The sequence below is a fragment of the Cytobacillus oceanisediminis 2691 genome, from assembly GCF_000294775.2.
Classification (GTDB): Bacteria; Bacillota; Bacilli; order Bacillales; family Cytobacillaceae; genus Cytobacillus; species Cytobacillus pseudoceanisediminis.
This window is the reverse complement of sequence record NZ_CP015507.1, coordinates 304172-330813: the sequence shown is the minus strand read 5'-3', so window position 1 is coordinate 330813 and position 26642 is coordinate 304172. Positions and strand designations below refer to the sequence as shown.

31 protein-coding genes and 1 pseudogene are annotated in these 26642 nt (G+C 36.4%); 1 reads left to right on the top strand and 31 read right to left on the bottom strand.

Going from position 1 to position 26642, the window contains the following annotated elements; genetic code table 11:
* Positions 1–467: 467 nt before the first annotated feature.
* From A361_RS28820 to A361_RS31355, 8 genes are all read right to left on the bottom strand, one after another.
* Positions 468–2255, bottom strand: a complete 1788-nt coding sequence (locus A361_RS28820) for a DEAD/DEAH box helicase family protein (protein ID WP_019379889.1) — start codon at positions 2253–2255, stop codon at positions 468–470.
* Between the two features lie 93 nt (positions 2256–2348).
* Positions 2349–2534 carry a hypothetical protein gene (locus A361_RS28815; protein ID WP_236888100.1) on the bottom strand — a complete coding sequence of 62 codons (186 nt, stop codon included), beginning with the start codon at positions 2532–2534 and terminating at the stop codon, positions 2349–2351.
* Positions 2524–2763 (bottom strand): hypothetical protein, encoded by a 240-nt coding sequence (locus A361_RS28810; RefSeq protein ID WP_019379887.1) that lies wholly within the window; start codon positions 2761–2763, stop codon positions 2524–2526. The genes A361_RS28815 and A361_RS28810 overlap by 11 nt, the downstream gene beginning before the upstream one ends.
* A 29-nt stretch (positions 2764–2792) precedes the next feature.
* Positions 2793–3686 (bottom strand): ArdC-like ssDNA-binding domain-containing protein, encoded by an 894-nt coding sequence (locus A361_RS28805; protein WP_019379886.1) that lies wholly within the window; start codon positions 3684–3686, stop codon positions 2793–2795.
* 597 nt (positions 3687–4283) lie between these two features.
* The gene (gene istB / locus A361_RS28800) at positions 4284–5006 is read right to left on the bottom strand and encodes an IS21-like element helper ATPase IstB (protein ID WP_019380289.1); all 723 of its coding nucleotides are present in this window, start codon (positions 5004–5006) and stop codon (positions 4284–4286) included.
* A 17-nt stretch (positions 5007–5023) separates the two neighbouring features.
* A complete protein-coding gene (gene istA / locus A361_RS28795) occupies positions 5024–6532 on the bottom strand; it encodes an IS21 family transposase (RefSeq protein WP_019380290.1) in 1509 nt (502 codons plus the stop codon).
* Between the two features lie 220 nt (positions 6533–6752).
* Positions 6753–7754, bottom strand: a complete 1002-nt coding sequence (locus A361_RS28790) for a DnaA N-terminal domain-containing protein (RefSeq protein WP_019379586.1) — start codon at positions 7752–7754, stop codon at positions 6753–6755.
* Between the two features lie 451 nt (positions 7755–8205).
* Positions 8206–8739, bottom strand: coding sequence for an RsfA family transcriptional regulator (locus tag A361_RS31355; protein WP_019379587.1), 534 nt, complete (start codon positions 8737–8739; stop codon positions 8206–8208).
* A 179-nt stretch (positions 8740–8918) separates the two neighbouring features.
* Between A361_RS31355 and A361_RS28780 the strand changes: the two genes are divergently transcribed.
* Positions 8919–9350 carry a hypothetical protein gene (locus A361_RS28780; RefSeq protein ID WP_019379588.1) on the top strand — a complete coding sequence of 144 codons (432 nt, stop codon included), beginning with the start codon at positions 8919–8921 and terminating at the stop codon, positions 9348–9350.
* A gap of 286 nt (positions 9351–9636) precedes the next feature.
* Here A361_RS28780 and A361_RS28775 read toward each other — a convergent pair whose 3' ends face one another.
* The 23 genes and pseudogenes from A361_RS28775 to A361_RS28675 all read right to left on the bottom strand — a co-directional run bounded on the left by A361_RS28775 (position 9637) and on the right by A361_RS28675 (position 26599).
* Entirely contained in the window at positions 9637–10203 is a 567-nt protein-coding gene (locus tag A361_RS28775) for a hypothetical protein (protein WP_019379589.1), read from the bottom strand.
* 495 nt (positions 10204–10698) lie between these two features.
* Positions 10699–10950, bottom strand: a complete 252-nt coding sequence (locus tag A361_RS28770; protein WP_019379590.1) for a hypothetical protein — start codon at positions 10948–10950, stop codon at positions 10699–10701.
* Between the two features lie 300 nt (positions 10951–11250).
* Positions 11251–12669, bottom strand: a complete 1419-nt coding sequence (locus A361_RS28765; RefSeq protein WP_019379591.1) for a DNA cytosine methyltransferase — start codon at positions 12667–12669, stop codon at positions 11251–11253.
* Positions 12670–12749: 80 nt separating this feature from the next.
* Positions 12750–13064 (bottom strand): hypothetical protein, encoded by a 315-nt coding sequence (locus A361_RS28760; RefSeq protein ID WP_019379592.1) that lies wholly within the window; start codon positions 13062–13064, stop codon positions 12750–12752.
* A gap of 27 nt (positions 13065–13091) precedes the next feature.
* Positions 13092–13292 carry a hypothetical protein gene (locus A361_RS28755; RefSeq protein WP_019379593.1) on the bottom strand — a complete coding sequence of 67 codons (201 nt, stop codon included), beginning with the start codon at positions 13290–13292 and terminating at the stop codon, positions 13092–13094.
* A 69-nt stretch (positions 13293–13361) separates the two neighbouring features.
* Entirely contained in the window at positions 13362–14111 is a 750-nt protein-coding gene (locus tag A361_RS28750) for a DUF6094 domain-containing protein (protein WP_019379594.1), read from the bottom strand.
* 187 nt (positions 14112–14298) lie between these two features.
* Complete coding sequence (gene ltrA, locus A361_RS28745) at positions 14299–16062, bottom strand: group II intron reverse transcriptase/maturase (protein ID WP_311316068.1); 1764 nt, start codon at positions 16060–16062, stop codon at positions 14299–14301.
* Between the two features lie 681 nt (positions 16063–16743).
* Positions 16744–17040, bottom strand: coding sequence for a DUF6094 domain-containing protein (locus A361_RS28740; RefSeq protein ID WP_019379595.1), 297 nt, complete (start codon positions 17038–17040; stop codon positions 16744–16746).
* On the bottom strand, positions 17021–17350 hold the full coding sequence (locus tag A361_RS28735; protein ID WP_019379596.1) for a hypothetical protein: 330 nt from the start codon (positions 17348–17350) through the stop codon (positions 17021–17023). The genes A361_RS28740 and A361_RS28735 overlap by 20 nt, the downstream gene beginning before the upstream one ends.
* Before the next feature lie 68 nt (positions 17351–17418).
* Entirely contained in the window at positions 17419–17694 is a 276-nt protein-coding gene (locus tag A361_RS28730) for a hypothetical protein (protein ID WP_009336504.1), read from the bottom strand.
* 76 nt (positions 17695–17770) lie between these two features.
* Positions 17771–18184, bottom strand: a complete 414-nt coding sequence (locus A361_RS28725; protein ID WP_019379597.1) for a single-stranded DNA-binding protein — start codon at positions 18182–18184, stop codon at positions 17771–17773.
* Positions 18184–18840, bottom strand: a complete 657-nt coding sequence (gene radC / locus A361_RS28720; protein ID WP_019379598.1) for a RadC family protein — start codon at positions 18838–18840, stop codon at positions 18184–18186. Before radC ends, A361_RS28725 begins: the two co-directional genes overlap by 1 nt.
* 44 nt (positions 18841–18884) lie before the next feature.
* Positions 18885–19235, bottom strand: a complete 351-nt coding sequence (locus tag A361_RS28715; protein WP_019379599.1) for a DUF6018 family natural product bioysynthesis protein — start codon at positions 19233–19235, stop codon at positions 18885–18887.
* A gap of 251 nt (positions 19236–19486) precedes the next feature.
* A complete protein-coding gene (locus A361_RS28710; RefSeq protein ID WP_019379600.1) occupies positions 19487–20200 on the bottom strand; it encodes an endonuclease/exonuclease/phosphatase family protein in 714 nt (237 codons plus the stop codon).
* 472 nt (positions 20201–20672) lie between these two features.
* Positions 20673–20939: a VOC family protein gene (locus tag A361_RS28705; protein WP_019379601.1), complete on the bottom strand. Its 267-nt coding sequence runs from the start codon at positions 20937–20939 to the stop codon at positions 20673–20675.
* 27 nt (positions 20940–20966) lie between these two features.
* On the bottom strand, positions 20967–21641 hold the full coding sequence (locus A361_RS28700; protein ID WP_019379602.1) for a hypothetical protein: 675 nt from the start codon (positions 21639–21641) through the stop codon (positions 20967–20969).
* A gap of 89 nt (positions 21642–21730) precedes the next feature.
* Positions 21731–22105 (bottom strand): annotated as a pseudogene (locus tag A361_RS30740) (3-phosphoshikimate 1-carboxyvinyltransferase); the annotation flags it as partial.
* Positions 22096–22410, bottom strand: coding sequence for a hypothetical protein (locus A361_RS30735; RefSeq protein ID WP_019379604.1), 315 nt, complete (start codon positions 22408–22410; stop codon positions 22096–22098). The gene A361_RS30735 and the pseudogene A361_RS30740, both read right to left, overlap by 10 nt.
* Before the next feature lie 33 nt (positions 22411–22443).
* Entirely contained in the window at positions 22444–22635 is a 192-nt protein-coding gene (locus A361_RS30730) for a hypothetical protein (protein WP_019379605.1), read from the bottom strand.
* 156 nt (positions 22636–22791) lie between these two features.
* The gene (locus A361_RS28690) at positions 22792–23244 is read right to left on the bottom strand and encodes a hypothetical protein (RefSeq protein WP_019379606.1); all 453 of its coding nucleotides are present in this window, start codon (positions 23242–23244) and stop codon (positions 22792–22794) included.
* Between the two features lie 191 nt (positions 23245–23435).
* Positions 23436–25409 carry a hypothetical protein gene (locus A361_RS28685; RefSeq protein WP_019379607.1) on the bottom strand — a complete coding sequence of 658 codons (1974 nt, stop codon included), beginning with the start codon at positions 25407–25409 and terminating at the stop codon, positions 23436–23438.
* A 120-nt stretch (positions 25410–25529) separates the two neighbouring features.
* Positions 25530–25712, bottom strand: coding sequence for a hypothetical protein (locus tag A361_RS28680; protein WP_019379608.1), 183 nt, complete (start codon positions 25710–25712; stop codon positions 25530–25532).
* A gap of 47 nt (positions 25713–25759) precedes the next feature.
* Complete coding sequence (locus A361_RS28675) at positions 25760–26599, bottom strand: hypothetical protein (protein WP_019379609.1); 840 nt, start codon at positions 26597–26599, stop codon at positions 25760–25762.
* Positions 26600–26642 lie beyond the last annotated feature (43 nt).

Below are 26642 nucleotides of genomic sequence, written 5' to 3'. Positions count from 1 at the left end.
CATAGCCTTTACAGGCGCTCCAACTTAGGCAATCCCCATTTAGTACATTTAGTAACATAGGCTTGAACCAGTGTCGGATGCGACTTTCGCCATTTACCCTTTATTTGGGTTGGAAGACCACTGAGGCATAACTCTATAAACGGAAAAGCTGTTTATAAAGCAGAATTACCTAACGGCAAAGCTATTAGATAATATATGGTCAATAGACGTTAATAGATGTCTTCCGTCTATGTCTTCGCTAGGACTCCTTTGGCTATCGTTCACGCAGTTTAGCATTCATCCTCGTCTGTTTCGGTTTCATCTTGCCATTCAGTTGCATCATGACAACTTGGTGACTTATGGCTTTTCACCTAATATGCTGTGTTCCCCGTTATTAGTTTCCCTCACGAGTAAATTAGTAGATGATAGGAGACAATCGATGCCTCTACTCTCCTACGACTTGCCTAAAGTCGAATTACTAAATGCCCTTATGGGCGCACCTTGCCTCCAAAAAGGGTTCCTGTACCACCTATAAGCTTCTTTGAAGCAGCTGCAAGGCTCCCTAGTGAATTTCCCTGGGCTGACATGCCAGATTTCAGCATATGGATTTCATCACAGATAGTAATATCAAAAAACCATCTCATTTTCCTTCGGATGTATTCAATAGAAGCGATTCTCCTTGGATTCCCGACTTTCTTAGGAATCTCAGGTTGGGAGAGCTGAATTTGTTGGACCAAAGGCTGATTCTGCTTTAAAGCATGTTCAATCTGCCTTTCGTACTTAAACCAGTCTTTTATTGATTGGTATCTAGTAGGTACCTTCTTGGTCCATAAACTTTCACCGCATTCAGAACAAAAAGCATTGGCTGGATTTTTTGAATTATGAAGTCGCCTGCTTGTTCCAAATTCATCTTCATCCATCGTCCGTTTATTCTGAACCTCTTCTTCCTCTCCATCCTCATTGGTTTCCACTGCAGTAGATTCAATAACCTGGTGTGCATTACCGCAGCTTGGACAATAGTATCCAAAACGATATGGTAAGGAGTTTGACTCACTTTGAAGTACCGTTTTCTTATAATCAAAACGAACTGCAGGAACCATCGCACAATCGCCCCTCATTGTTGTAAAGGAAATGACAAAGAATGTTGGTTTCAATGGCTTAGGCCTTCCTTGACTGGTCCATTTACGATGAAACTCAATGAGTTGCTCTGTCCGTTCAATAACTCTTACATCAGCATGAGGTAAAATTTCTTTTATTTCCTCCGGCCATTTTTTTGTTAGGCTTGGGGGACACATTAGACAAGCAAAATACCCTTTTTTATTTGACATAGCAGCAACTACATCAGGAATTGCTGTCATCATGGTTGATTTACCCGTGCTCATTTCACCTTGTATTAAAGCTACCTTCTGCTTTTTCAAAACTTTAGCGATCGCGGTAGTAACATGAGATTGGACAGGAAAAAGTTCCCGCTTATAAGTTGAGATTTGCGGGTGTATAGCGTCTGTCATTGGGTCATGGCCTGGAGTAACTTTATTGCTTACCTTTGTGACCATATCATCCATGAAGGTTGTCATATACTGTGTCAAATCTTCTATGGATTCCACTGCTTGACCAGTTCCTGTTTTAGGAAACTTCAGCATCCCACTTGAAATCATTTCAGAAATAATATCATCCGCTTCCTGCTCTCCAGTTTCCTCACTAAAATTCAGTTTATAGATGGAAAATCCATCAGGAAAAAGGGCGGAATCATAATAAAACTTGAATTCCTCAATACACCCTCTTCTTAAGAACTCATTTAGAATAATATCTTTCCATTCAGGTAGAATATTAAGCCCATACTTTCCGCCACCTAAAATTTGTCTTAGCCCTTCTCCGGGATCTGCATCGAACGAAAGAATATAGTCTCCGTTTCCAAGCAGGTCATCATGAACAATTGCGACCGCTTTTCGGTTTTGATTAATAGTAATTGGGAACTTTGAATACTTTCCTTTATCAGAGTACATACGGAATTCTTGGGAAAATTTATAGTCAGTTAAATCTTTCTTCCCTTGCCCAAAAGACAAACCGCCACTCCCGGTATCGACTGCAGCTTTCATAGCCTGTAAAGTAGAATCATTACCAGCAATAATGGTCATGAGTAATTTAGCTCCTTGCCATTCATGCTTGGGTTCCTCTACCGCTAATGCGTAACAAAAAGCGCTTTGCCATGCCTGCTCCAGGTAAATTTCAATCATCTTTGGGTTTTCATCTGTCTCAATCACTTTATTTAATTCCATGCTGCTGACTCCCTGCACCAAATTGAATAAGGTATGCCAGCTGGCGATCCCTATCTCAAATGAGGCAGGGATACACCTCCCTATATAGTTTTCTTAATGAACATACTCTTTAAGCTGTTTGTGGATCTTTAAGAGTGCACGATCAATAGCTCCTCCTACTGTATCCTGAAAAGTCGTTTGGATAGATAGAGGGCTCACAAGAGCTTGAAACTTTCCATTGTGGTCACCTTCGTTGATATAGTAGACTTTTATCGAAAAATCTTCATACTCAGTCTCCAATATGAATATCATCCGTATTAATGCTCCCATCTAAAAATTCTTTAAATGCCGTAATAACTTCTTGCCTTGCCTTTTCAATTGAGTCATAACAGCCGGTAGTCAGATTATGAATTACACCATTACTCATATGGATTCTGAACAAGCTTCCGAGAGGCAGGGAATCAACATACTCCACGAAAAACTTCTGGCTGGCGTACTCCTCTAATTGAAAAGAAGAAACCTGGTGCATTGGTTCTGCACTTCCTTTCTCAGAAAAAACTAAGCTGTTTGAAGATTTTTTTCCTGTTTATTCGCTTCCATTAAAGTTCTAAACTCATTTATGATTCGTCCTGAAATATCACAAATCATAGATCCGTAATTTAAAAGAGAATCGGGGTCATGTTTGCTCCATGAGTTAACATATCGGAAGGAATAATCTGATGTGTCTAAGCCGAAGAATGAACAAACAATAAAGGCTGTTCCTTCTGCAACAACTTCCTTCTCCGATGTAGAAGACGTAGTATCATATCGATGCACCTTTGAATGCACCAATTCATGTACTAATGTCTTGCATCTATGATTAACACTTAAAGTGTCACTAACGACGATTTCATGGTTTGCTCGGCTATAGTAACCATTGGCTCCTTGCGCGTCTCCATATTTGATTGGACAATTATCTTCTTCAGCAATCTGTTCAGCATATTCAATAATCTCTCTAGCTGCCTCAGAATCGCCTTCAAGCTTTATAATCACCTTATCAATAGGAAGCGGATCTCCTTCCGTCTGTTCAAGCGCGAAAACTGGAACAGTTATGAAACCACCTAACTGTGTTTCACCGGTTTCATTGCCTTGTTCATCTTTCACCTTTATGAATTTCGGCTTGAAGATTCTAATGGCTTTAGAACCTAGTTTGATATTGCGGCCTAACTCATTCCAACGTTTGAAGCTCGCTATATAGCTGGCATTTGGAAATTGAGTTTTAGCAACCATAATGTTTTTAAAAGAGTAATTCGGCATCAGTGCTTTCATTTCTAAAAGAGCTTTGAATTCTTCTGGAGAATATTCAAAGTTTCTTACACCTTCATCCAGGACAGAAACAAGTTCTTTTACTCTTTCTTCAACGCTTGGACCTCCTTTGCTCCATCTCTTGCTCTTACCTTGACGATTTGCCATGTACAACAGCCCCTATCTTTTAGTGTGTATATATAAAAAAGAGAATAGGAAACCCATTCTCTTTGAATACGACCATCTTCAATTGCTTTGAAAACACAAAAAAGCCCTTGAAGTTTCTGAAAAAATAGCAATAAAAAAGCTATTTATCCATCAACCGCAAAGGCTGCTAATGATTAAAAATACCCGCTAATCCTCATAGGATTGCCATAAAATGAAAAAAATGAAATGAATATATTGGTATTATATCCTTTGTTTTCTATTTAGACAAGAATGATAAGTGACTCATCTCAGATTATTCCACAATACTACCCATCAAGGAATGACACCTACCCATCATAAGATGACAGGCGGACCCATCATGAAATGACCCCCACCCGTCAGGAAATGACGGGCTACGCCTATCAGGAAATGACGGGCGGACTTATCCACAAGAAATCTCTATTTTGTTAATAAATCCGCCTGTCAGGAGATGACACCCTAGCCAGTCAGGAAATGATAGGCGGATTTTCCGGGCGTCATTTCCTGACCCACCCCCCCATGTAAATGTCAACCCAAAAGTTGACCATGTCGCTCATGTAAAAGTTGACCACCCTCTTGTTACTTCGAATATGTTTCTTTGAGACGATAACTCTCTCCGTTCATTGGGATAATGTGGGCCTTGTGAGTCACTCGATCTAACAAGGCGGCGGTCATCTGTTCATCGTGAAAAACTTCTACCCATCGGCTAAACTCCCGATTGCTAGTGATAATCATGCTTCCTCTTTCATAACGAGTAGAAAAAAATTGAAACAGTAATTCGGCTGCTCTCTGGTGGTAGGGGATATAGCCAAGTTCATCAATAATCGTGACATCTGCAGCCAACCATTGTTTCTCCAACTGGAGGAGCCTTTTTTCGTCTTGGGCTTCCATCAGTTCATTCGATAGGCGGGCGGCCGTATAATATTTGACAGTATAGCCTTGATTAATCGCCTCTTCCCCTAACGCAATTGATAAATGCGACTTTCCTGTACCTGAGTTCCCAATAAAAATGACATTCCTTTTCTGCTGAATGTACTCTCCTTGAAAGATGTCCAGAATGCGTCTTTTTGGTACGTGGGGAGCCTCCTCAAATTGAAAAGAGAGGAGGTCCTTATGTACAGGGAATTGCGCCTTTTTTCTGGCTAACTCTTTCTTTTTGATTTCTCGCTCAGCTATTTCAATCGATAATAATTGAAAGAGAAATTCTTCATAGGTAATTTGTTGCTCATTTGCTTCGCGCAAATAAGCGTCAACTTGTTCACGTATAGTCGGCAAGCGCAGCCTTTTTAGATATTCATCCATTTGATAATGGTGTGTATTCAGTGAATATACCTCCCTTTCTGTAATAGTTGGTCATACGGGCTAAATGTAGGAGCCTTGACGGTGACGGACTGCTCCATTTCATATTTTATTGGGGCTGGCTTTGTTGCTTCCGGCTGAGTCATGAGGTAAAGATAATGCCTTACACTATCAGCTGTATATAGCTGCTCTTTTACACAACTTGCCACTGCCCTTTCTACTGTTTCCATCGTAAACTCCCGATGGAGTTTTAATAGTTGAATAAACTCTTTTCCATGCCCATACTTTGAAAGACTTCTCTTATAAAATTCTTGATAACTTGGTGGAAGATTAGCTCTTCGAACTGGGCGCGCATGCTGGATGGCCCTTGGTTTTCTCTCCAGTTCATCCAAGTAATGATCCACTTCAAAAATTTCTTGAAGCTTTTCGTATGAACGCTCATGTTTGGCTACACAGTTTCCGTCAATGTTTATTTCAATGTGATTTACATAAGCATTTATTTGTGCATCTTTCCGACCGGCATACCTAGTAGGTACCGAGTAGGCGTTTGTTTCAAAATTAACAAGCGAAAGACTGTTGACAGAGGCTCTTACCTTCCTTGCGCAAGGATGAGTACCAATAATCGGCAGAAGCTGTTGCTTCTCTAGTAAAAATCGTTCACCCACCTGTTCTTTCGTTTTTGGAACATAGGTTTCTTCATAGGCATCACATTGTTCTAAAAGATAGTGATTAAGTACCTGTAAGTCACTTACCTGTGGAACGGGAACTAAAAATTGAGCTCGTGCTGTTTGAACTAGTTTCTCTACTTGTCCTTTTTCATTTCCTTTTGCGGGTGCACAAAATTGGGCATCAAAAAGATAGTATGATCGAAACTGGATAAAGGCCTCCTGTTCTTCACGCTTGGTCCCTTCTAACACCTTCTTTACCGCTGTTTTCATATTGTCATAGACAATCGTTTTCGGGACACCACCGAAATAATCAAAGGCATCTGCGTGACCTTGAAATAACGCCTCCTGCCGTTGATGCTGAAACACTTTTACAAAAATCTTACGGCTATACAAAAGTCTCATACAAAAAAGCATTACCTTCGTTTCAATCCCATTTAAAAGCACAATGATTTCCCCCCAATCAAATTGGGCAAATTCACCGGGATCGAATTCCAACGGTATAGAGGAATTAGGAGTTTCTTTGAGCTGCTTATATTGGCGTACAAAACGGCGTACAGTGGATTCTCCACCTTTAAAGCCATATTCTTTCACCAAGCGTCTGTGGATTTGAGCAGCACTGTGACGCTGTTTTAGGGGGGCTGTTTCATCGTCCGTTAACCATCGGATAATAATTGGTTTAACGGGGTCGATGACCGGGTTGGTAACCGGCTTTGATCGTTGATAGGTTGGAATTTTATTCTGTTGTAAAGCTTTTCGAATGGTTTGTCTTGATAATGTAAGATCTTTCGCTAATTGTCGTATAGAACGACCTTCTTTAAAGTGCAATTTTCTGATAAGCTCTATATTAGCCATCTTTAACATCCTTTTTTTCCTCCCGAATCATGAAGTTCTCGACAAACTCTATGATAAGGGATTGGGTGTTAAGGGTGGTCAACTTTTTGGTTAGCGAATTGCGCTAAAGTGGTCAACTTTTATTTTAGCGTTTACACCCCCATCATAAGATGATGCCGAATAATATAAATCTTTAAAAAGACTTTAATATATATATTTATATAGAAAAAGAGTAGAGGAAATGATCCCTCTACTCTTCAATAGAAATAATTTTGATATCTAAGAAATTAATATTTAAATCATTCAACGCCTGTGTAATTAAATCTATATGTCTATCATTAATCCAGCTAGCCGCAAATTTATTTTGTGCATAAAGTGTAATCACGGAATCACGGTTTTTAAATAAAGAATCTTTAAACCAGGTATCGAAAGATGGTTTCGAAATTTTAGCTTGTATGTATTCCAATACCTGCTTTGTAAGATTCAAGTCATCAGTTGTCATTGATTCTTTGATATCTAGTTTATGTTTTTGTACCGCGGCATTTCTCTTTTTTACCGGCTTATGGAACGTTTCTCCCTGTTCAATAAAGTCCTCATAAATCCCTTCATAATTAACGACATTTCCAAGGTTGTCTGGGCTATAAACAGACATATACTTTTCCATAAAGTCATCATGCCTTCTCTTTAGTTCCTCCGGAAGCTCTTCATACAATTCCTTCGGAAGAAATGGCACCCGTCTTCTCACTTTATAAATTGGAGTTTCATCCATATTTTTTTTCTTCTCATCTGCAGACATGCAGTTAAATCTGAATACAAATCCATATCTTTCTAAAAGACTTAACCTGCTTTTAACAGTGTTTACAGAACCAAAAGAACACTGAAGCTGCAGAGTCTTTAATGCTGGCCAGCAATAGTCTTTCTCAATACAATAGCTTTTAAGTGTGATAAACAGTGCCAAACCATCTGCTTTAAGAAAGTGCTGCCAAAAATGAATAAGGTAGTTATGTATGATTGTAAAATTCCGATCTTCGAATTCAATGTTTTGACCATAACCATCTAAGCTAAATTCTTTAACCTTCTCTTCATTAAAAAGGATTTTATTAACTACAGGATCATGATAAAAAAATTCTTTAAATTGACCTGTTTTGTCTATTAACCACCTGGATTTTTCAATTTTTAGATCTTCTTTGACAGGACGGTAATAGATAAGAGGATAATTTTCCCCCTTTAGATTAGGACGAGCATCTTTCAAAATTAAAACCTCCAAATCATTTACCCGTAAGGCTCTGAACGGAGATTCCTTCTTGAAATAAGTAATTCAAACTGTTAAAATATGAATTAAATTATCAAGTATGAGAAATCCCGCCTATTGAATTTCATTTAATCTTTCAGCGGCCAAACTGGAAGAGATTAAATGAAAGCCTCTGGTGGGTTTTTTTTGCCATTTTATAGTGAATTAACACTATTATGTCTATAGATGCTATATTTTCTATCATAACAAAACAAGACAGGTAATTCTAATATACTTTGGCCTTTTAACCAGATAAATGTCGAATAGACGACAAAAAGCCCCCTACAAAGAAACCGAAGGTATTTCGGCTTGTTTGATAGGGGGCTTCCCTTTTGGATATCCAGTTGTTGTACCTAAATTAAAACATGACTAGTGGAAATATTCAACACCTGAGGAAGAGATTGTTAAGTTTCTATTTAAGTCGGGCTCCCGAGGTAAGTAACCTAGTAGAAGATTCTATTATTTCTTTTAGCTTGTTATATTCTTTTTCGAGTTTATCTTTCTCTGCTGATAATTTTTGGTTTTCCTCTTTTAAAAATAGAACTTGTTTTTTTAGCGTATCGACTTGGTTATGTTGTTCCTCTCCTTCAAAAGCTTTCTTATACAATAATTCAATATTATTGATAAGTACTTGAAGTTCAATAATATCTCCAGAGGGTGAGGGCCTCCTACTAAATATCTGTCCAATTTTCTTTGTAGTATTATCTGGCTGAGTTGGAGTTAACTCTTTTCGTTGTGTTTTTGCTTTTATAATCTCCTCTTTATACTGCCTTCTAACACAAGCATTCCACCTAAAGCCACAGGCAGAAGCGGTTCTTGATAGTTGCTTACCTACCTCCTCAAATGCCTTTAATTGTGTTCCCCCGGTTCGAATATTTGAAAGTACTACATTTGCTAGTAGCTCATCCTCTTCCCCGGTCCAAGCATCTTGTCTTGTTTTAGTCACGGCCCTTACCTCCCAATAATTTCTTATATAAATATAAGTATGAATGGATTTACAAATGTAGAAGGCAATAAAGCATGATGTAAAGCTAAAAACATCATTAGGTTCAAAATTCAAACGATAGGCTTGTTTCATATGTATAATTAAGACTATACGTTATGAGGTAATGGGGGTATGATGTTTTGAAAACAAAAGATTATTTTTTCGATCTCTTTAAGACTACTAAAGCAAGAGAGCTAGCAAGAGAAGTTGATGAGTATCTATATAATAAAAGTACATATAGGGAGGAAGTTGAGGATTATCACGCTCGCTATAAGCAAGGCGAACGAACGGATTGCATAGGTTATATTAGTAAAAAAGGCTCCTTTAAATTTTTGTCTTTAACCGCTGCAAGACATGTATGTCTAGTTCTTCATCTTGGGAAAAAGCTTCATACCCAAGCTGCAATCTCTATCCAGCAAGAAATTGATGAATTATTGCAGAGGGACTACCAGGATACCGATGGTACAAAGCCCACTCCTGGGGAGGCTTATATAAGATTAGAATGGGTTGATAATTTGGAGGATATAATTCCTTTCATTGATAAAGCTTACGAATTAAGGCTGTTAAAGTAAATTTATAAATTTTTCATTAATTTAGCCCTTATTAACTGAACTCAGACCGTAATTGAAGTGGCTATAACATTTTTCAGTGTGGTTACTTACTTATTTTTTTGAAGTTGTAACGGTTAATAATAAAACTCGCTCAAAAGCGAATTTGCTTTAATATGGTGCTCAGATCTAAAATTAGTTCATTTATCTAACAGCCTACTATTTCCCAAGAGCATAAACTCCTCCGAATTAATTTGTTATGTGTATTCGGAGGAGTTTATAATTTATCTAGGTTCCAAGAATTTTTTAATTATTGATATAATGATTCAGTAATGGTTCCTCTTCCTTCTTTCCACCATCCTGAGGTTCCTGATAAAACAAATTTATAGGTCTTTCCTCGTGTGATATTAATAGAAGAAGTACTTGTAGTGCCAGCAGGATAAATCCTACTACCTACAAAAGTTCCATCACTAGTGTAGAGACTAAATGTAACCGGAACTTGAGAACTATTAGATATACTATTTTTAATAAATGTATATTTCATAGGTGTAAAAGAACTTCCCTGAAGACTTGCTGATTGAAATCGAAACGTATAACTATATGGCAATGCTACCATGGGCTGTATTAAGTTATCATCCACTGGAGTAGCATACATAACCTTATCTGGATTCTCTGCCATATCTTTCTCTACTTTCTTTGAAAGTTCTTCTAGCTCTTTAGTTTCTGATTCTGCTAGATTCTCGTCAGTCAATACTTCAGTAGCATTAGGATATTTTTTTTGTATTTTCTCAAAATTATTTTCTTCGGCTGCAGCACTACTTCCTACGAATAAAAAAGCAAAGGAGAGAACTAACAGTACTTTACTTATAGCTTTCATAACTAAAACACCTACTTATAAATAGTTTCTTTCAAAATGAGACATTAACTTCGAATCGCGATTCACTTAATATCATACTCTCAGTGGTAATAATTTACAATAGATAAAATCAACGTTATATAAATCACTCAAATATACCCAAATTATTCAAATTTTACCAAAATTCACATAGTGTCCTGTGATTTTTTGTAATTTGAATTATAAAAATTATAAGCTTTTGCATTTTATCATGTACGGGTTCCTGTATTGCAGAAATCCTGCCACTTTAGCTCAATGAGAAAAGCTGCCTGATTCGGCAGCTGATCTTGAACATAACCAATTGTTAATTGAACAAGAAAAAACGCCCCTACCTCTCGTAAGAACGTGTTTTTCGGAGATTATTAAAAACAAAGGTCTTCAGATTTCATCTTTAATTTCAGGACCTAACATTTCCTCTGAGGAATTGGTCAAACCAGCAATAATTAAGGCATCGATGATGCAGATCGCGGGATGAATTTAGTTATCATCCACTGGAGTTGCATACATAACCTTATCAGGGTTAGCTGCCATATCTTTTTCGATTTTTCTTGAGAGTTCTTCCAGTTCTTCAACTTCTGCTTTAGTTAGATTCTCATCAGTTAATACTTCAGTAGCGTTAGGGTATTTTTTTTGTATTTCCTCAAAATTATTTTCTTTGGCTATAGTACTGTTTCCTACGAATATAAATGTTAAGAAAAAAACTACCAATAACTTGCTTATCACTTTCATACTAAAACACCTACTTTTTATTATTATTTCCTTGCGCATTGAGTTACTTTAACTTTTTTTCCAAATTCACTTTTAATTTTACTTCCTAAGGTAATAAATTACAATGCATCTTACATCACATTTAACCATTGGTAGCATTTAACAAATTAATTTATTTGCAAATACTCCAACTTTGATTGTAGCTGTACTGTCATTTGAACATAAATAATAGACTCCTCTTATACTTTCCTAATTACTAGTGGCTTTTTTGTTATTGAGTGGGAATTTTTATGAGAATGGAAACAAAAAAGCCCTCCTAAACTAGGAGAGCAAAAGTTCAAGCTGACCACAATTACTAACACTGTAGCTCTGAACATGCTTCTTTAATGTTTCAGTAGCAGTTGAAGCTTTAGTTTTAACTTTCATAAAAGTATATGCTAGCCGATTCGCGATGGCTTTAATAACCCTTCCATCAACACTTTGACCAAGCATTTCATACTTTCTTATTTTTTGTATATTTTCCGTGAAAGTAAAATGGTCCGGAATCCCCATTATTCTCTTTATTTCATCAATTGAAAGAAATCGGAAATTCTCACCATTGTCACTTAAAACATGACTATTTGAAGCACACTGACTTGTATACCGTTTCGGAATGCATTGTATCCTTTCTGCATCCTTACCAACAAAAGTTAGATCCAAGCTTCTATCCTTCCAGGCTTCACGACTGTTAAAAGAATCCATAAATTTTCTTACACTCTTCCATTCATGCTGCACACTTGAGCGGTCAAGAAAATCTTTTAATTTTTTCCTTCTGAGTTTAGGAGCAACTGGGAAGTCAAATGACAGGAATCTCTTTTCATCTTTAAATGCTACAGCATACGTCCTTTTCCTTGTGGCAAGGGATCCTAAATCCCATGCTTCCAGTTCTTTTTGACCCCAGAATGGATAATCGTCCTTTAATAGGTTTTTTAGCGATTCCCAGGCATTACTTTTATAGTATTGAGGAACATTTTCAAAGAATAAAACTTCAGCTTTTGAGGATTGAATGATCTTTGCAGTTGCAAGGACTAAATCGTTCATTACATTACCCTCTTGGAAGCCTAAACTACTATGTTCGCTGCATGGCGCTGTAATGAATGCCATATCGACTTCGGCTAAATCTTGACAATCACGAAGATCACCACAGAAAACCGTCGAATTAGGGAAGTTATGGAGTAATACTTCAGCCGAATCATCCTCTAATTCTATCTCTTGAACAGCGGAAAAATATCCTGTATCCTCCAAAACACTAGTTCCCACACCAGCTCCTGCACAAATAGATAATAATTTGATCCGCTCGTTTCTCGGAGTTGGTATTGTGCTGTTTTCAAATAACTTATATTCAAGGGGACGTATAATTACCTGTCCTTTATTGCCTTGTTTATAAACATTAACTTCTATTTTTTGATTAATATCAAGAAAAGAACAATATTTATCTCCGGCAGTATCAACTAGAGGCCGTTCTTTTCCGCTTATCTTGCTCTTTCTACAAGCCACATGAACAGTATGAACATCTTCTCCATCTTCAAACGGAAAATTTTGCAATACTACCTCTTCAGTTAACTCATTTATTTTAATATACACTTCACCTTTCACCTTAAAACCGGCAGCTTCACATACAAGATGTTGAAGGAAAAGTCGAGGTTTCTCTGGCTTCCCTTTTTTTGATACGGTATATACTTTCTTTAACTTTAAATTCATTTGTTATCCCTCCAGTTTAAATTATCCCTGTAATAAAAAGGCAAGGTTCCAACAAAAGAACCTTGCCTTTATTCCTGTATTTAGATGATAGAGTCCATATCCTCTTGATAAAAAACTCTACGTTTTTCAGAATAATAACCAGGGTTTAATTTTTCCAATGCATCTCCATATGGTTCAATAACGTACAAAGGAGATACCTTAATTTCTGACTTAACTATACTATCCATAGAGTTTATAAATTTCTGTATAGTTTGGGGTATAGGTAAGTTGGCAGCGGCCTCAATAGTTTCCTCAATCACTTGAGAGTTATAGATATCTGACCAGTAAATATCTATTAATTCTTTTACAACTTTTTCTGTGTTAGAAGGTAATTGGTTAGCACTATTTTTTAACATACTTTTTCCCCCTAATTTAAAGATTACTTACTTGGAGGCTTTACGATATTCTTCCTCCATGATCGGATCATCAAGTACATAGCCATTAAATATGATTTTTAATGCATCTTCACTTGAATGATTCCTATTGATTGTCATATCTTTATACACTAATTTTAGTAGTGCATCCTTTGCTACGAGCTTCTTCATTTGCTCTTCCATGAATACTATTTCGTTATGGGTATCCATATTCTTTCCTCCCAAAAAAAAGGTTGATCTTTAGGTTCAGTCTTTCAGAAGGTTTTTGGTTCAGTGTCTCTAAACGAGCTTCAAAATTTTCCCCTGAGGCGTGATTACCTTAACGCTGACTTCACGTCGCGTACGAATTTTTGTAATCGTCGTTACACTGCCATTATCGTGCACTTTCTTTTCCTCATTCGGAATTTTTTTCACAAGCTCTAGCCCCTGTACAAGGTGATAATTATCTCCCTCTCCAATTTCTCCATTAACGGCTCCAGAGGCTAGTAGGAGAGCCAGTTGGCCAACATTTAAGGGTAGAATAGGGTTACCGCCAATCTCTAGCTGGCGTGGTTTAGAACGGTTTTTAAAGGCCTGAAACCCTTTACTGTTTCGAATCCCTTCAACAAAATCTGATTTATTTGCTAACTTGGTATAGAATGTCCTTAATTTTTCTACTCCTGAAGGAACACTCCACTTTTTATTGGCAGCAACGAAGCGGTCTACCGGTGTAACATTTTCCATCACAAATTCATCAGATTCCATTTGAATAAGGAAGTCAAACAGCTTTTGATTAAATTCCTTATGCTTACCTGTCTTTTTATTACCGATAAATATACATTGACGGAAATCATCATAATCATCATCCGAAAATCTCATCATGCCTACATTATAAAAATGTGTGGCCAAAAACCTAGCGATCCGCTTATCGGAATAACGATAAGAAGGAATCACATACATTATGAGACCTTGTTCCTTAAGATATTTGGTGTTTCTGTAAAGCTCAGTCCACTCTTTTCTGTCAGCTGATTCATCATCTATCCCTTTCATTGTGAAATCGTATGGGGGATTTAAGTATAAAAATGATACAGCTTCATTTTGATAGCGATAGGTAAGGTTTTGATGCTATCTCCACCTTTTCCCCCGCTCCACACCGTACGTGAGATTTTCACCTCATACGGCGTTCCACCTAGTTTAGAATCTAATTGGTTTTAGATTACAAGCCTTGCGATATTGGTTAACTTTCTGAATTTGCCTTGCCTTCAGATTTAGTAACATAAGGTATCGGCCCAATAGTGTCTTCGTCAGAAGCGTGAATCAGTCTATGCACGTTTTTATGGATGATTCTCAGATTGTCAAAGGAATCATTACCTCCTTCTTTTCTAGGGGTAAAATGGTGACAATGAACATCATCCGCATATAAAAATTCTCCTGTAATATCACAACAACCCATTTGCATTGAATATCGTGAAACACGGTTGTCTAGGTATTCCGCTGTACCCTCAGGGATATGGGATTTCATCAATTTAAGAATTTCACCCATGATTTCGGGCTTCAATTTCTTAGAAATTAGCAATCTCCCTTTTTCCGTGAATGGTGTTAGCTCCTGTGAGAAATTCAGGTTTGTTCTGGTCTTAATAGCTTGCATAGGATAAAGGTAAATACCATTTATTTCCCATGCTCTGTATCTGGACCAGCCATAGAATTTTTTGTATGTTGGTGGTGCATTACTTGTGTAAACCCGCTTTCCAACTTTTGAGAACCTATTGTATATCAGTCGGGATAATCTGTGGGACAGGTCGGTAAAGTCGTTACTAACATGAGTTGCATATTTAAAGTAGTTATGGATTCCTAGAATGAAGCTGTTCCAATTCATAAGGTTTTCTCGGGAAGGGTTTTTGCGAATATTCAAGATATGCTTTCTCGCACGTCTCAAAATTTGCTCCTTCTTTTCACTCTTTATATTACTTTTTGAAAAGTAACTGCTACCCTTTGGGGTTGCTTTTAGAGTGAAACCTAAGAAATCGGTGCTTCTTTTTCGGAGATTAACTACTTTGGATTTATCCGGGTTGATGTCTAATTTGAGCCTTTCCTTTAAGTAATCTTTAACCGCGTGAAACCATTTGAGTGCAACTTTATGGTTTCTTGCAAAGATTTTAAAGTCGTCAGCATATCTCACAATGTAACCTTCCTTTAAATTGGTACGTTTTAAGGCGGCTACCTTATCACCTTGTCTTTTGTAAGAAAATTTCGATGGGTAGTTCTCCCATTGATTCGAGATCCATACATCTAAGTCATGTAAGACTATGTTAGACAGAAGTGGTGACAGGATACCTCCCTGTGGTGTTCCTTTTGTAGGAATACCAAGACCTTTAATGGGGGCTTTTAACATTTTTGAGATTATTGCTAGGACTTTTCTATCCTGTATGCCTATACTCCATATTTGCTTCATTAACCTGCGGTGATTTACGTTATCAAAGAAGCCTTTAATATCTACGTCTACAACAAAGTGTAGTTCAGCCTTGTTGATTAATGAATCGCAACGGGATTTTGCATGGGATGTACTTCTTAAAGGTCTGAAACCATAGCTGTGTGAGTAGAATTTCGCTTCACAAATTGGCTCAAGGACTTGCTTAAACATCTGTTGAATAATCCGTTCAATCATGCTAGGAATTCCTAATGGACGTTTGTCTCCATTGGGTTTGGGAATATAGACTCTTCTGACCGCTTTAGGTTTATAATCCACTAACTGCTCTTGGATAAGAGTGATTAGTTCCTCTTGGGATTTTAGTTTATAGCTGTCTATCGTAATTCCGTCAGTTCCTGGAGTTTTAGACCCTGAATTTGACTTGATAGTTCTATATGCTAAAAGGATGTTGTCTCGACTGGTAATTATCTCGTAAAGTTTATTAAACTTTTCACCGTTCTTACTTTTCTCATATAACTCAGAAAAGGTCGGTGTTAGTCCGTAATACTCCCACTGTCGCAATCTCGTCTGCACTGTGGCAACTCCACCTTTCTTTGAGTTGTCCCCACATTCATACTCGACCGATGCAGCTCATCTATTAAACCAGATTTTAGTTCTATCCTAGACTTGGGCCTATCCCTCCACTATGTTTCCATAATTTCATAGGTACTGTGGCCCTACTTTCACGACAACGAATGCATTTCGATACAAGGTATCTTATAGCAACCTTCCCAGTAGTGACTGTTATATAGAAGTTTATCGCTTACGACGTTCCGAATTAATTAGCTATACATATAAACTTAGGTGCTGACTCTGAGCCTGTGAGCGTAATATCCTCATGGTTGGATATATCGGTTTTCATAGTCATTTGCTTACTAGCCGACACTCACCTCGCTGTAGCGAGCAGAATACTTTCGTATTCCTATCATGTAGACCCGTTCATTCGCCAGTTCGTCAGTTCATTTTAGAACATTCTCACCATATTTATTTTGTAGCCCCCCGACTTATCATCATCCATATTCAAAGAACTTAGGGTGATTTCAGCCGACTTCGCCTGGCTTCACACATCTCTGATTCACTATTAGTAGATGCATGCAGGAGTCTTAGGGAAAGAGTTTCAGCTCAACATGAAGGCTTTCATTCCTCTTTATCATTAATTCAGTTGTAACTATTCTTTATTACGAATAGCCCCTTCTTTTCCTAGATTTGCTCTAGTTATTGAAGAACGCCTCGCACAATGACCATAGATTCAATAGGTGCATTAATTGTATGGTCTAATACAGATTTTGCTTTATCCGCTCTTCCCTTATCCAACTCCACACCGTATGTAGTAATCCTACAATCCTCTTTCTGAAAGGCAGCTGATAGTTGTTTAAGGATTTCACCTTCACCGCATGTGGGATCTAGCCACACTCCGCTCCCTTCAACTTCTAATAACTGAGTGAAATACTCACCTTGTCGTTCAGGAGTGGCAAAGAAGCCAGCCCTAATTTTATTTCCTACATGACTCATTTAATAATCCTCCTAAAATATTATTCTTAGTATCTGTCCAAGTCCGAAATCCAGCCTTTTCGTAAAAGTCCTGATAAGGATCGCGAAAAGTATCTAAGTATTCTATAAGCTCATTGAGTTGGTCCCTTGATACCTCACCTTTTTTGTAATGATTCCGTAGGTGGGTCAAAGCAACCACTTTGAACATCTTATCTTTCTCTGCAAACGCACTTTGAATCGCGAAGTAAGCTAAAAAGGGAATGTACTCCTTGGCCTTTTTAAAAAACGGTTCGGTCACTGCTGAATCGAGATAACAATCTGGCAGATTCAAAAGAATTCCTCCTTCATAATTAAAAAAGAAAGGGAAACACAAAACCCTTTCTTCATTTTGGAGATCTATTAATTTTCAATCCGAAGCCCTAAGATTGAACAAATGGCTTTTAAGGAGTCAGACTCCGTGATATCCATTTCTTCGAGTTTAGTAAGCTCCTGATCCTCCAAAATTTCATAAGTATCAGTATGGAGGTAAATTTCTAAATAACCTTCATCTTCCGATTCCTGAAACATAGGAAGAAATCCAAACTTTTCTCCAAAACTTACTTCTAGGTATTCTCGTATCTCCTCAGCACTAGCAGAAAATATATTAGACTCATCTAGTACACGATATTTTTTCATTCTATGCCTCCAAATTCTTTTTTAAAAAGGAAAAGCGCTCATTCACAAAGGAACGAACGCTTTATTCTCTCCAATCTTAAAATGGCCATTCCTCATGGGTTTCAACGCTACCAGGGAACGGGTCGTCATCATGGGATTGGTTATATTGATGATGATCTCCATTACTATTTTCATTGATACTTTTCTTTGTATCGAGAAAACGTACATCTTCTGCTACAACTTCCATAGTATAAATCTTCTTATTGTCTTTCATATAAGATCCAGTACGAATAGAAGCAGTAACACTAACTAAACTACCCTTGTCCAGGTATTTATAACAATTGTTAGCAGTCTTTTTAAACGTTTTTATCTGAATAAAATCAGCTTCACGTTCACCGTTTTGGTTTGTATAATTACGATTAACAGCTAATGTGAATAGGCAAACTTTCTGTTCATCACCTTTAATAATAGGCTTTTTTGTAAGTCGCCCCACTAGGTTAAGGCTATTCATTAACAATACCCCTTTTCTTTTAATGAAGTAAAATTACCGTGATGACCAATAATAATGTGATCTAATAAATCGATCCCCACTAGCTTCCCTGCCTCAGATAATCTTTTGGTGACTTCGATATCTTCCCTTGAAGGATACGGGTCTCCGCTGGGATGGTTATGACCAGCTATTATTGATGCTGCGCTGAGTTTTACTGCCTCACGAAAGATTTCTCTAGGGTGTACGATACTTGCATTTAAAGAGCCTTTAAATATTGTCTTACGCCCAATAACCACATTTTTTGAGTTAAGAAAAAGCACCTCAAAATGTTCTTGATCTAGTGTAGACATATCAGCCATATATTTAGCAGCGTCTTCTGGACTTCTGACAATATAGCATTCCTCAAACTTAAATTTGTTGAGTAGACCAGCAAGTCCAATACAGGCAATAATTCGATCCGCAGTTGTTTCGCCAATACCTTCATATTGGAGTAACTCTTCTTTAGATAAGGAAGAGAGCCTTTTTACTCCTAATGAAGACAACTGGCCGGTTACAACTGGATTTGCTTTTGGTCCAATTAATACTGCTAACAAATTTTGTAGAGAAGTATTTTCAAAACCATAAAAGCCTAGCTCCTCTTTCGCAATTGCAAAATGATTTTTCAATGTTTCCAACAACCTTTCTTAAAGTCTCTTAAATGCTTTCTTAAACTAATTGCCTCTTACTCTTCGATGTCGAAGAAGTACCCTAGAATGGCTTTTTTGGTGCGCTGAATAAAAGAAGGGCTTACCTCATAATTAGTGCTCATATGATAAGTTTTCTCTCCCTTTAATCTCCACATTACTGTTTCCCCAGTTGCATTCTCGACAGCTGCAATAAACAAGAGTACCTCTTGTGTAGCAGACTTCCTATCAATAGACTTTGCTCGAAAATAGCGACGCTCTCCATTTCTAAGAAGTATCTCTGCAGAAATGCGATACCTGTCATTTGAGGGTAAAAGCCTGATTTCCTTTCTACAATCCTCAATAACATCTCCTGGTTTTCCTAATAACTGTGACATTGTAACAGCCATTTTCTTTTCCACCTTTCTGGTATATTTTTTTATTAAAACGCAAAAAAGCGCCCTCCAGAATGACTCTAATAAGCACATAAAAAATGTGTAAAAGAATCGTTCCAAAGAACGCATACGTTTAATAAACATAGCCTGCTAACCAAAGATTGGTTGCTAAAAAATAATAAAATAATAAAATGTTACAAATTTATTTTACTATTATTTGGATTTATAGGCAATATATATTTATGGAGCCCATATGAGTCTATTGGCTATTGGATACCGTTAAAATCCGTTAACAAAGGCATATGATCACTTAATTTAATCCAATTTTCATGTTTCCCTACTTCCATTTTATTTAGCGATGATAGTATATCTTTAGAAGTAAAAATATAGTCGATATGAAATGGTCTTGCATATTCTTTTCGAAAATAGTGGGTAGGCTGTGACTCAACACCATGCTCTTCGTTATAAAAATGATGGTATGTACTAGTTATACCCTTACTTTTCAATAGATTGACAACATCCGTGTGCGTACCAACCCTCCTGATATGATCAAAGTTCTTATTGCTATTCCAATCCCCAGCAATAACACAGGGTTCCTTCAACAAAGTGTCATAATATTTTAGGGCTAAATATATTTGACCAATGTAACTTTCAAATTTTGCTTTTGTATTTTGTGACCATACCGCAAAGAGAATAAAATTCCGTTTTCCAGTTACCAACAACGGAATAATATAGCGGAAATCCTTGTTATGTAAAGGATGAAGTTCAATTTTATAATGTTCATTTAATGTAAATATACCAATCCCTTTATTAACTTTCTCACCAAACCAAAGAAATTGATTAACGTCCTGAAGTTTAGTTTGTCCCCATTTTTCCGGAGATTCGGATTCTGGAATAATTAAAATATCTGCTTGATATGATTTTAAGTGTTCCAATTTATCTCTAAAACGCATTGCAGCATTCCAAACAATTAGTTTCATCTAGATACTCCTATATAAGTTTTATAGTATTTAAGTACGAATATTTATTTGGATCCTGGTTTCATACTTTCGATAAGAACACATAAATTCCTTTAAATACCCAAGAGCAAATGTAGAACGATAATAAAGTTTTTACTTTCGCTTTAATAAACAAGAGCCTCACTACATTTGATATGTAATAAGGCTCTAATAGTTGTTAAAATTGAAGTGATTTAATAGAATATTGTTGTTTAAAAGGATATTAAAGTTGTTTCATTCTTGTACAACTAACGCACCCTATTGTTTAAGTGAATAGTATCACAAAATCCTTGGAGAAAAAGAAAAAAGCCGATGCCTTTTTAAGCATCGTACTTATTTATTTCAAACTCTCATATATTTCAATAAGTGTTCCATCAGGATCTCTAAAGTGAGCTACTTTAATTCCCCATCCTTCTTGTGCCGTAGGTTTAGTTATGAATTCAACTTTTTCTTTTTAGTTTTCATATTTCTCTTCAACATTATCTACCTGAAAAACCAATGCTGCTCTATCATACTTATGTATAAGAGGATCTTTTTCTGTACCAATAGCTTCAAGCATTTGTTTCCTTTCAAATAGTCCTAATGTACAACCACTGAACTTAAAATCTGCATACAAGGATTCTTCATCTCCCCACGATACTTCAAATCCTAAAACATCTCTATAAAATAAGAAACATTCCCTGTAATTGTCTACTAAAATTCTTGTGTGTGTAAGCTCCATAATTAAATCACACCATTTCTTATAAACTTACGCAAATATTTTTTCAAGGCTTTTTAGAGATTCGTTACTACATAAATATTTAAAATGAGATATAAGGAATTTCTTTGCTTCTTCTCTATCTTTAATTATGTTTTCAACACTATTTCTCATTGCCCAGGAGTCATAGGTCTCAAAAGCAGTACTACTCCATCCATTTTTTTCACCATCTTCATTTACTTTATCCTGTATGCCTGAAATCACAATATCCATTGACCCTTGCAGTTCCAACATTGCATTATCAAAAAGCCTTTTTTTGTCTCTATCCTTCAGCCCTGCTTTTTTCCTTAATGCCCTTGTATCTATTCCTTCCTCTTGGCTAATTATTTTGTATATGTCAAATGCTTCTTTAGTTATGTTGCCGTTATCGTACCTTTCCTCAACGGGCTCAGAATGACCTAGAATCCTTTTAATATATGGAAGAAACTCAAGGGAAATCAATACTGATTTTTTCTTAATGAATTTACCATATCCTGCAACCCCATCAGCAGAAAATTTTGTCCTCCAGGTCCAAGGGTCGAACTCTGTATCTGAATGCCAATACTTTTCTAGAGTAATTGTATTTAGAGAAGGAAACCCAGGAATTATTGGTGCAAGGGGCAGTATACCAAGCTCCTTAATTACGTTTATTGCTTCCTCATAAGTTCTCACATTATAATTGACCATTAAAAAATCTCCTTTTATTTATATATTATTATTTCTACCTTACACCAATATTTCCCTTCCTCTTCTGAAGTATCGCCATCGGATATTATTTAATGTTGAATTATGTTTAAACCTAAGCTTTCCAACAAAGCAAAATACTGAGGACAAGTTTTAGAAACACATCCTGGATCATTTATTTGTATCCCATCAACTCTTGAACCGATAAGTGCTAATGACATTGCAACTCTATGATCATCATGCGTATTTAGTAAAGTTGGTTTCGGGTTACCTGGATAAACTTTTAGTCCATCTTTAAATTCCTCCACTTTAATTCCTAACCTAGAAAGTGATTCGCATATTACACTAATTCGATTCGATTCATGATGACGTATATGTTCAACATCTTTAATGGTTATTGGACCATCTGCGAATGGAGCAATTGCTGCCAATGTTAATGTCTGATCAGACATCTCCCTCATAGAGATTTCAATGGTTTTGATATCTTCAACCGTATTGTAGGTAAGGTACACTTTATCCTTTTCAATTCTGAATTCCTTAAGATCCAGAACAGCATTTGGTATCCATTCAAACCCTTTGCCATTAAAGCCAAAACCACAAGGGCAGTTCCCTGCTTTGTCTGTTGTAAAGTAACCTTGCCCATCTTAAAAGCCATAAATTTAGTTGCTTCCTGAAATGATTGTGAAGCCTTGTAGGATTCAATCGTACTTAAAGCGGCAATAAACTCTTTATATTCAATAGCAGATCTTAAAGTTTCAACTTCTTCTTCCAATTGAGAAAGGTTTTCTTCTAAGGACTTCTTTTCCTATCTTACCTCATTGAACAAATTAGACTTATTTTCATTTTCTTTTTCTAGTCTTGTAACTTTCTGAACTAACGCATCCTTTTCCGTTCGGACATCTTCCGCAGCATTTGAACTATTTAAACTATCAAAGACAGCTAAAACTGCAATGATTAATAAAACTACATATGCATATATTTTATAGCTTCTTCTCATTTGAAACCTCCAATCTCAGATAGAAAGGCATAATAAACTACGAATATAAAATTTAAAAGTTTTGGAATATCCCAGAAACTAGAAGGGGTATTAGTCTTTTTTTGCTAATCGCCCCGTTTATTGAACAAAAAAGCCGCCATTTGGCAGCTAACTATTTTAGTATTTGTGCAAATTTGATTCCGGAGGAATTACATTTTTGATAAGTAAAATGTCCCTTTCCTTTGCATTTGGTACAAAGAATTCTGTTCCCCAATGACCTAAATGAAACACAGTCACTCCATCGTATATTAAATTAACTGTAAACCACTTGAAGTTGTCGTTTTGATCCAAATTTTTATTCAATAAATAATCTGAAAGGGTACAGATTTTCTTCGCCTTGAATATTGTTATTTTTTCATCCTGCATTTCAAGCATATTTATGTTAAGACATTTAATTTCTCTAATAATCTCAATTTCTTCATTCCAACAATGAATTTCAATCGTGTCTGACTTTGGTAAATAGTAATTAATTAATGGCACCCAATAATCGTAATTATCATTCCTTGGTTTTGGAAATGTAGAATTGATTTTTGTATAAGTAGGTATGTGAAAAACCAAATTCTTACCCAAAACATCCCTCCCCCATAATCACTTTATTATTTATTCTATATCCTTTTTAAACAAACCTGCCCCGTTTGTGGAATAAGGATTATTAAACAACTTATTACTTTTTGAATGACTATATTATAAATTAAGCGACATTATTATCTGTGCACAGCAAAAGGTTTTCCCTCAAAAAAAACGAAGACAAAGTCCTCGTTTTAAAATGTAAATACAAGTTGACCATCTTTTGTAAGGTAAACACTATTATAGTCATACTCTACTTTTTTATTGTTTACAGTTAATTTATTATTTATTTTCTCATTTTGTTCAATGTGATTTTCTTTTTCTATTCTTATCCACTTTTGAAGCAAGGACCATCTTCTTGATAATTTAGCTATTTCCTCATCCGAAAGAGTCTTAAGGTTTACAGATTGATTTTTCAAAGACCCTATCCTTTCATCCAGGCTCTTAATTGCTCCCCCAAGAGTGTCAATCATTAGATGCTTTAATGCAGCATTCTTAGCTTCTTTTGTCATTTTTGTAAAGGACTTGCCATCCATACCGATTGTAATATGACCTTCTAGATAAAGCCATTCATAAACATATGATGTAGCTTCCTCTAGTGTTAAAATGTCCTTTTTACAAACCAAGAAAGTCGCTTTATTATAAACCATCTTAGCATGGCTAAAATCAGCATGACTGTAAAAACAAAAAATGCTTTTACCTGTTAAACGTTGACGTTCCTTGTGATATACCGCTAATTCACTAGCGGGCATATTTAATGGGACCTCCACAAAGAAAATAGCGTTTTTATTGGTCGTTTCCTTTTCATTTATGGTCCAGTCTCTTTTTAGCACTACTGCCCCATCATAATGGTGGTTTATAGGCTTAAGTTCTTCCAGGGCCACATTATAACCTTCATTGGACCACTCCTGAATAATCAAAAGTACTTCTTTATCAGATATCAGTTTGTAGCCGGCCATTTCCTGAGCATAAAATAACTTTTCGAGCAACATACGGCGCATTTCAAAAGAGAATTTACCAGGATCATACTCTCCTTTTTCATTTCCTTTTGTAGCTCGCTCATATGCTTTATAATCGTCGATATAACGATTAAACTCATCTTCATGCCACAGGGCAGGATTATCTAAGAATCCCTTATTTGAATGCTTTTGAACTCTTTTTTCAATCTCCTTAATTCCTTTTATGGGATCCTTGTATCTACAATCGAACGTTACATCGAAAAGAAATTCTTTCCAATCTGCCAAATAAGTAACGGATTCATCTCCACCATCGATTAATTCCTGTAACATTTTATCTTTTCGGCCACCTAATAGGCAGACCCAGCAACCCGTGCGTGTATTTCCACATGATTTGTTCAATTCTTTTTTGCTGCGGATCACTGGACACTCTTTAATATTGGAGCCCCCATACATTGCTTCCAATTTTTCAATAGGCATTCCCCATGGTAGTTCTTTACTTTTATACCTAAGAAAATTCCAGGTGTCATCGGTGCTAATATCTCTCACAGCATGGAATACTCTCGCATTGGGTATATAATCATGCTCCCCAAAGAAATCATTTGATGTATGTCTCTTGATACTAGCAGCTCTTTTTATGCTCTCATCTAAACGAACACCGAGGAGTAGAGTTAATCTATGGTTATACTCGGGTTCTGGTATAATTACTGGCTGTTGCTTTAGAATCTCAGTCATTTTGGAGTTTAGAGGAGCTATTTTTAATCGATCAGTACACCATTGAAAACCTTTACCAGGAGCGGGTGGAATTACTCCCAATCCTATTACGTGTCTGAAATACCTCTGGATGAGACGAGGCTTCACCAGATGGACTTCGATACCCAATTCCGCGCCATTAACAGCTATCATTTTAAGTGATTTATGAAGAAAGGATGTTAACTTGTTTGTTTCTACAGTAGTATCAGATGAAATGACATGTATCTTCTTGTGCCGTTGATCTTGAGTCAATTCAGATAACATTTCCCAAACAAGTTTTAAAACTAAAGTCGAATCTTTACCGGAGGAGAATGCAACCACCCAATCATAAGGGTCATTAAGATATTCATTTTTCATAAGAGTTTTTATGTCTTGGAATTGTTTTAGCTTAGATTCTGGATCAAGTATCCATTCCATAAAGTTATTATCAGATTGTTTTTTAATCACGTTAATTGTCATAAACAATCCTCTGCTAATAGTAAAAGGGGGAAACCCCCTGCTAATACTAGTTTAGCAGAGGATTTTCACCCCCAATAAAATATTTAGTATTCTATCCAAATTTTCATGATTCTCATCATTTTAGTTGAATCTACTTGTCCAATACCTCTTTACATTTATTAATTCTTCTAAGTCACATAGTCTAGAATCCATCGCATTTTGAATATCTTCAGTAGAAATACCTGTAGACTCCAAACATTTAAATGTATCCTCTTGTATCTTGGTTGGAAGAGTTGCAATAAAAGCTGTTTTATTATAAACCATCCTTTTCCCTCCGTTAGTTAGAAAACCTCATAAGAAATAATTTTCACCTATGCACCGACTCTATTGGCCGCTGATATTTGCTTTTTTATGTCCTTCATAGTTAGGAACTTTTCTTCATCTTCTAAGGTCATTACGGAAAAATCCAGCCGAATATCCTTAACAGTTTTAAAAGGTTCGATATCTCTTTCAGAAAGCATCCCATTCAAAATATAATGTTCTAATAGCTTAGAGTTTGGCTTACCATATTCAATTAGCAGCCACTCGCCTAAATAATCATATATTGCAGATATGTCGTATTTAGGTTGGTTTGCTACTAATGAAATACTGCCATACTTATGAGAAATGGGTTGCTTTATGGATTTTTGCTGGTCCTTTTCTATTAAATGGACCAATTTTGATTTTAGCCCCTCATATTGCTGCGCTAATTCCTTCGCTCTCGGTTTCAGCTGTCCTATATGCTGTGCTGCTTCGTTAATGCCCCAGTGATCCGGAATTTCGAATTTGCTTTTTATCAGTTCCTTGCCTGCTTTATTGAAGTTTGGCTTAACATAGAATGTTTCTGGCAAACGAAAATCTTGAATCATATCGTGATACAATTCATTGGTTTTTATCGCTTTGTTATCGATTTCTGTTACTTGAAGCAATAAACCAACATCATATAGATATTCATTTAGGCCTATGTAATCCACGTTATAAATCTTTTTGGCAGTAAACCTTCCTACCAGGTTCCATTTCTCAAATACATGTCGCTTGGATTCTGAAGATTCCAAAGCTGTTTTAATGGAATTAGTAAGGGTTTTTAACGTCCCCTCAGTTTTTTTTAACTCCGGGTAGTGTCCATCCTCAATGAATTTTTCCATTAATGTTTCAGCTGGTATTCTACTCATTTCTTTCACTCCATTAGGGTTCCCTTATCTAGTATTGGGAACC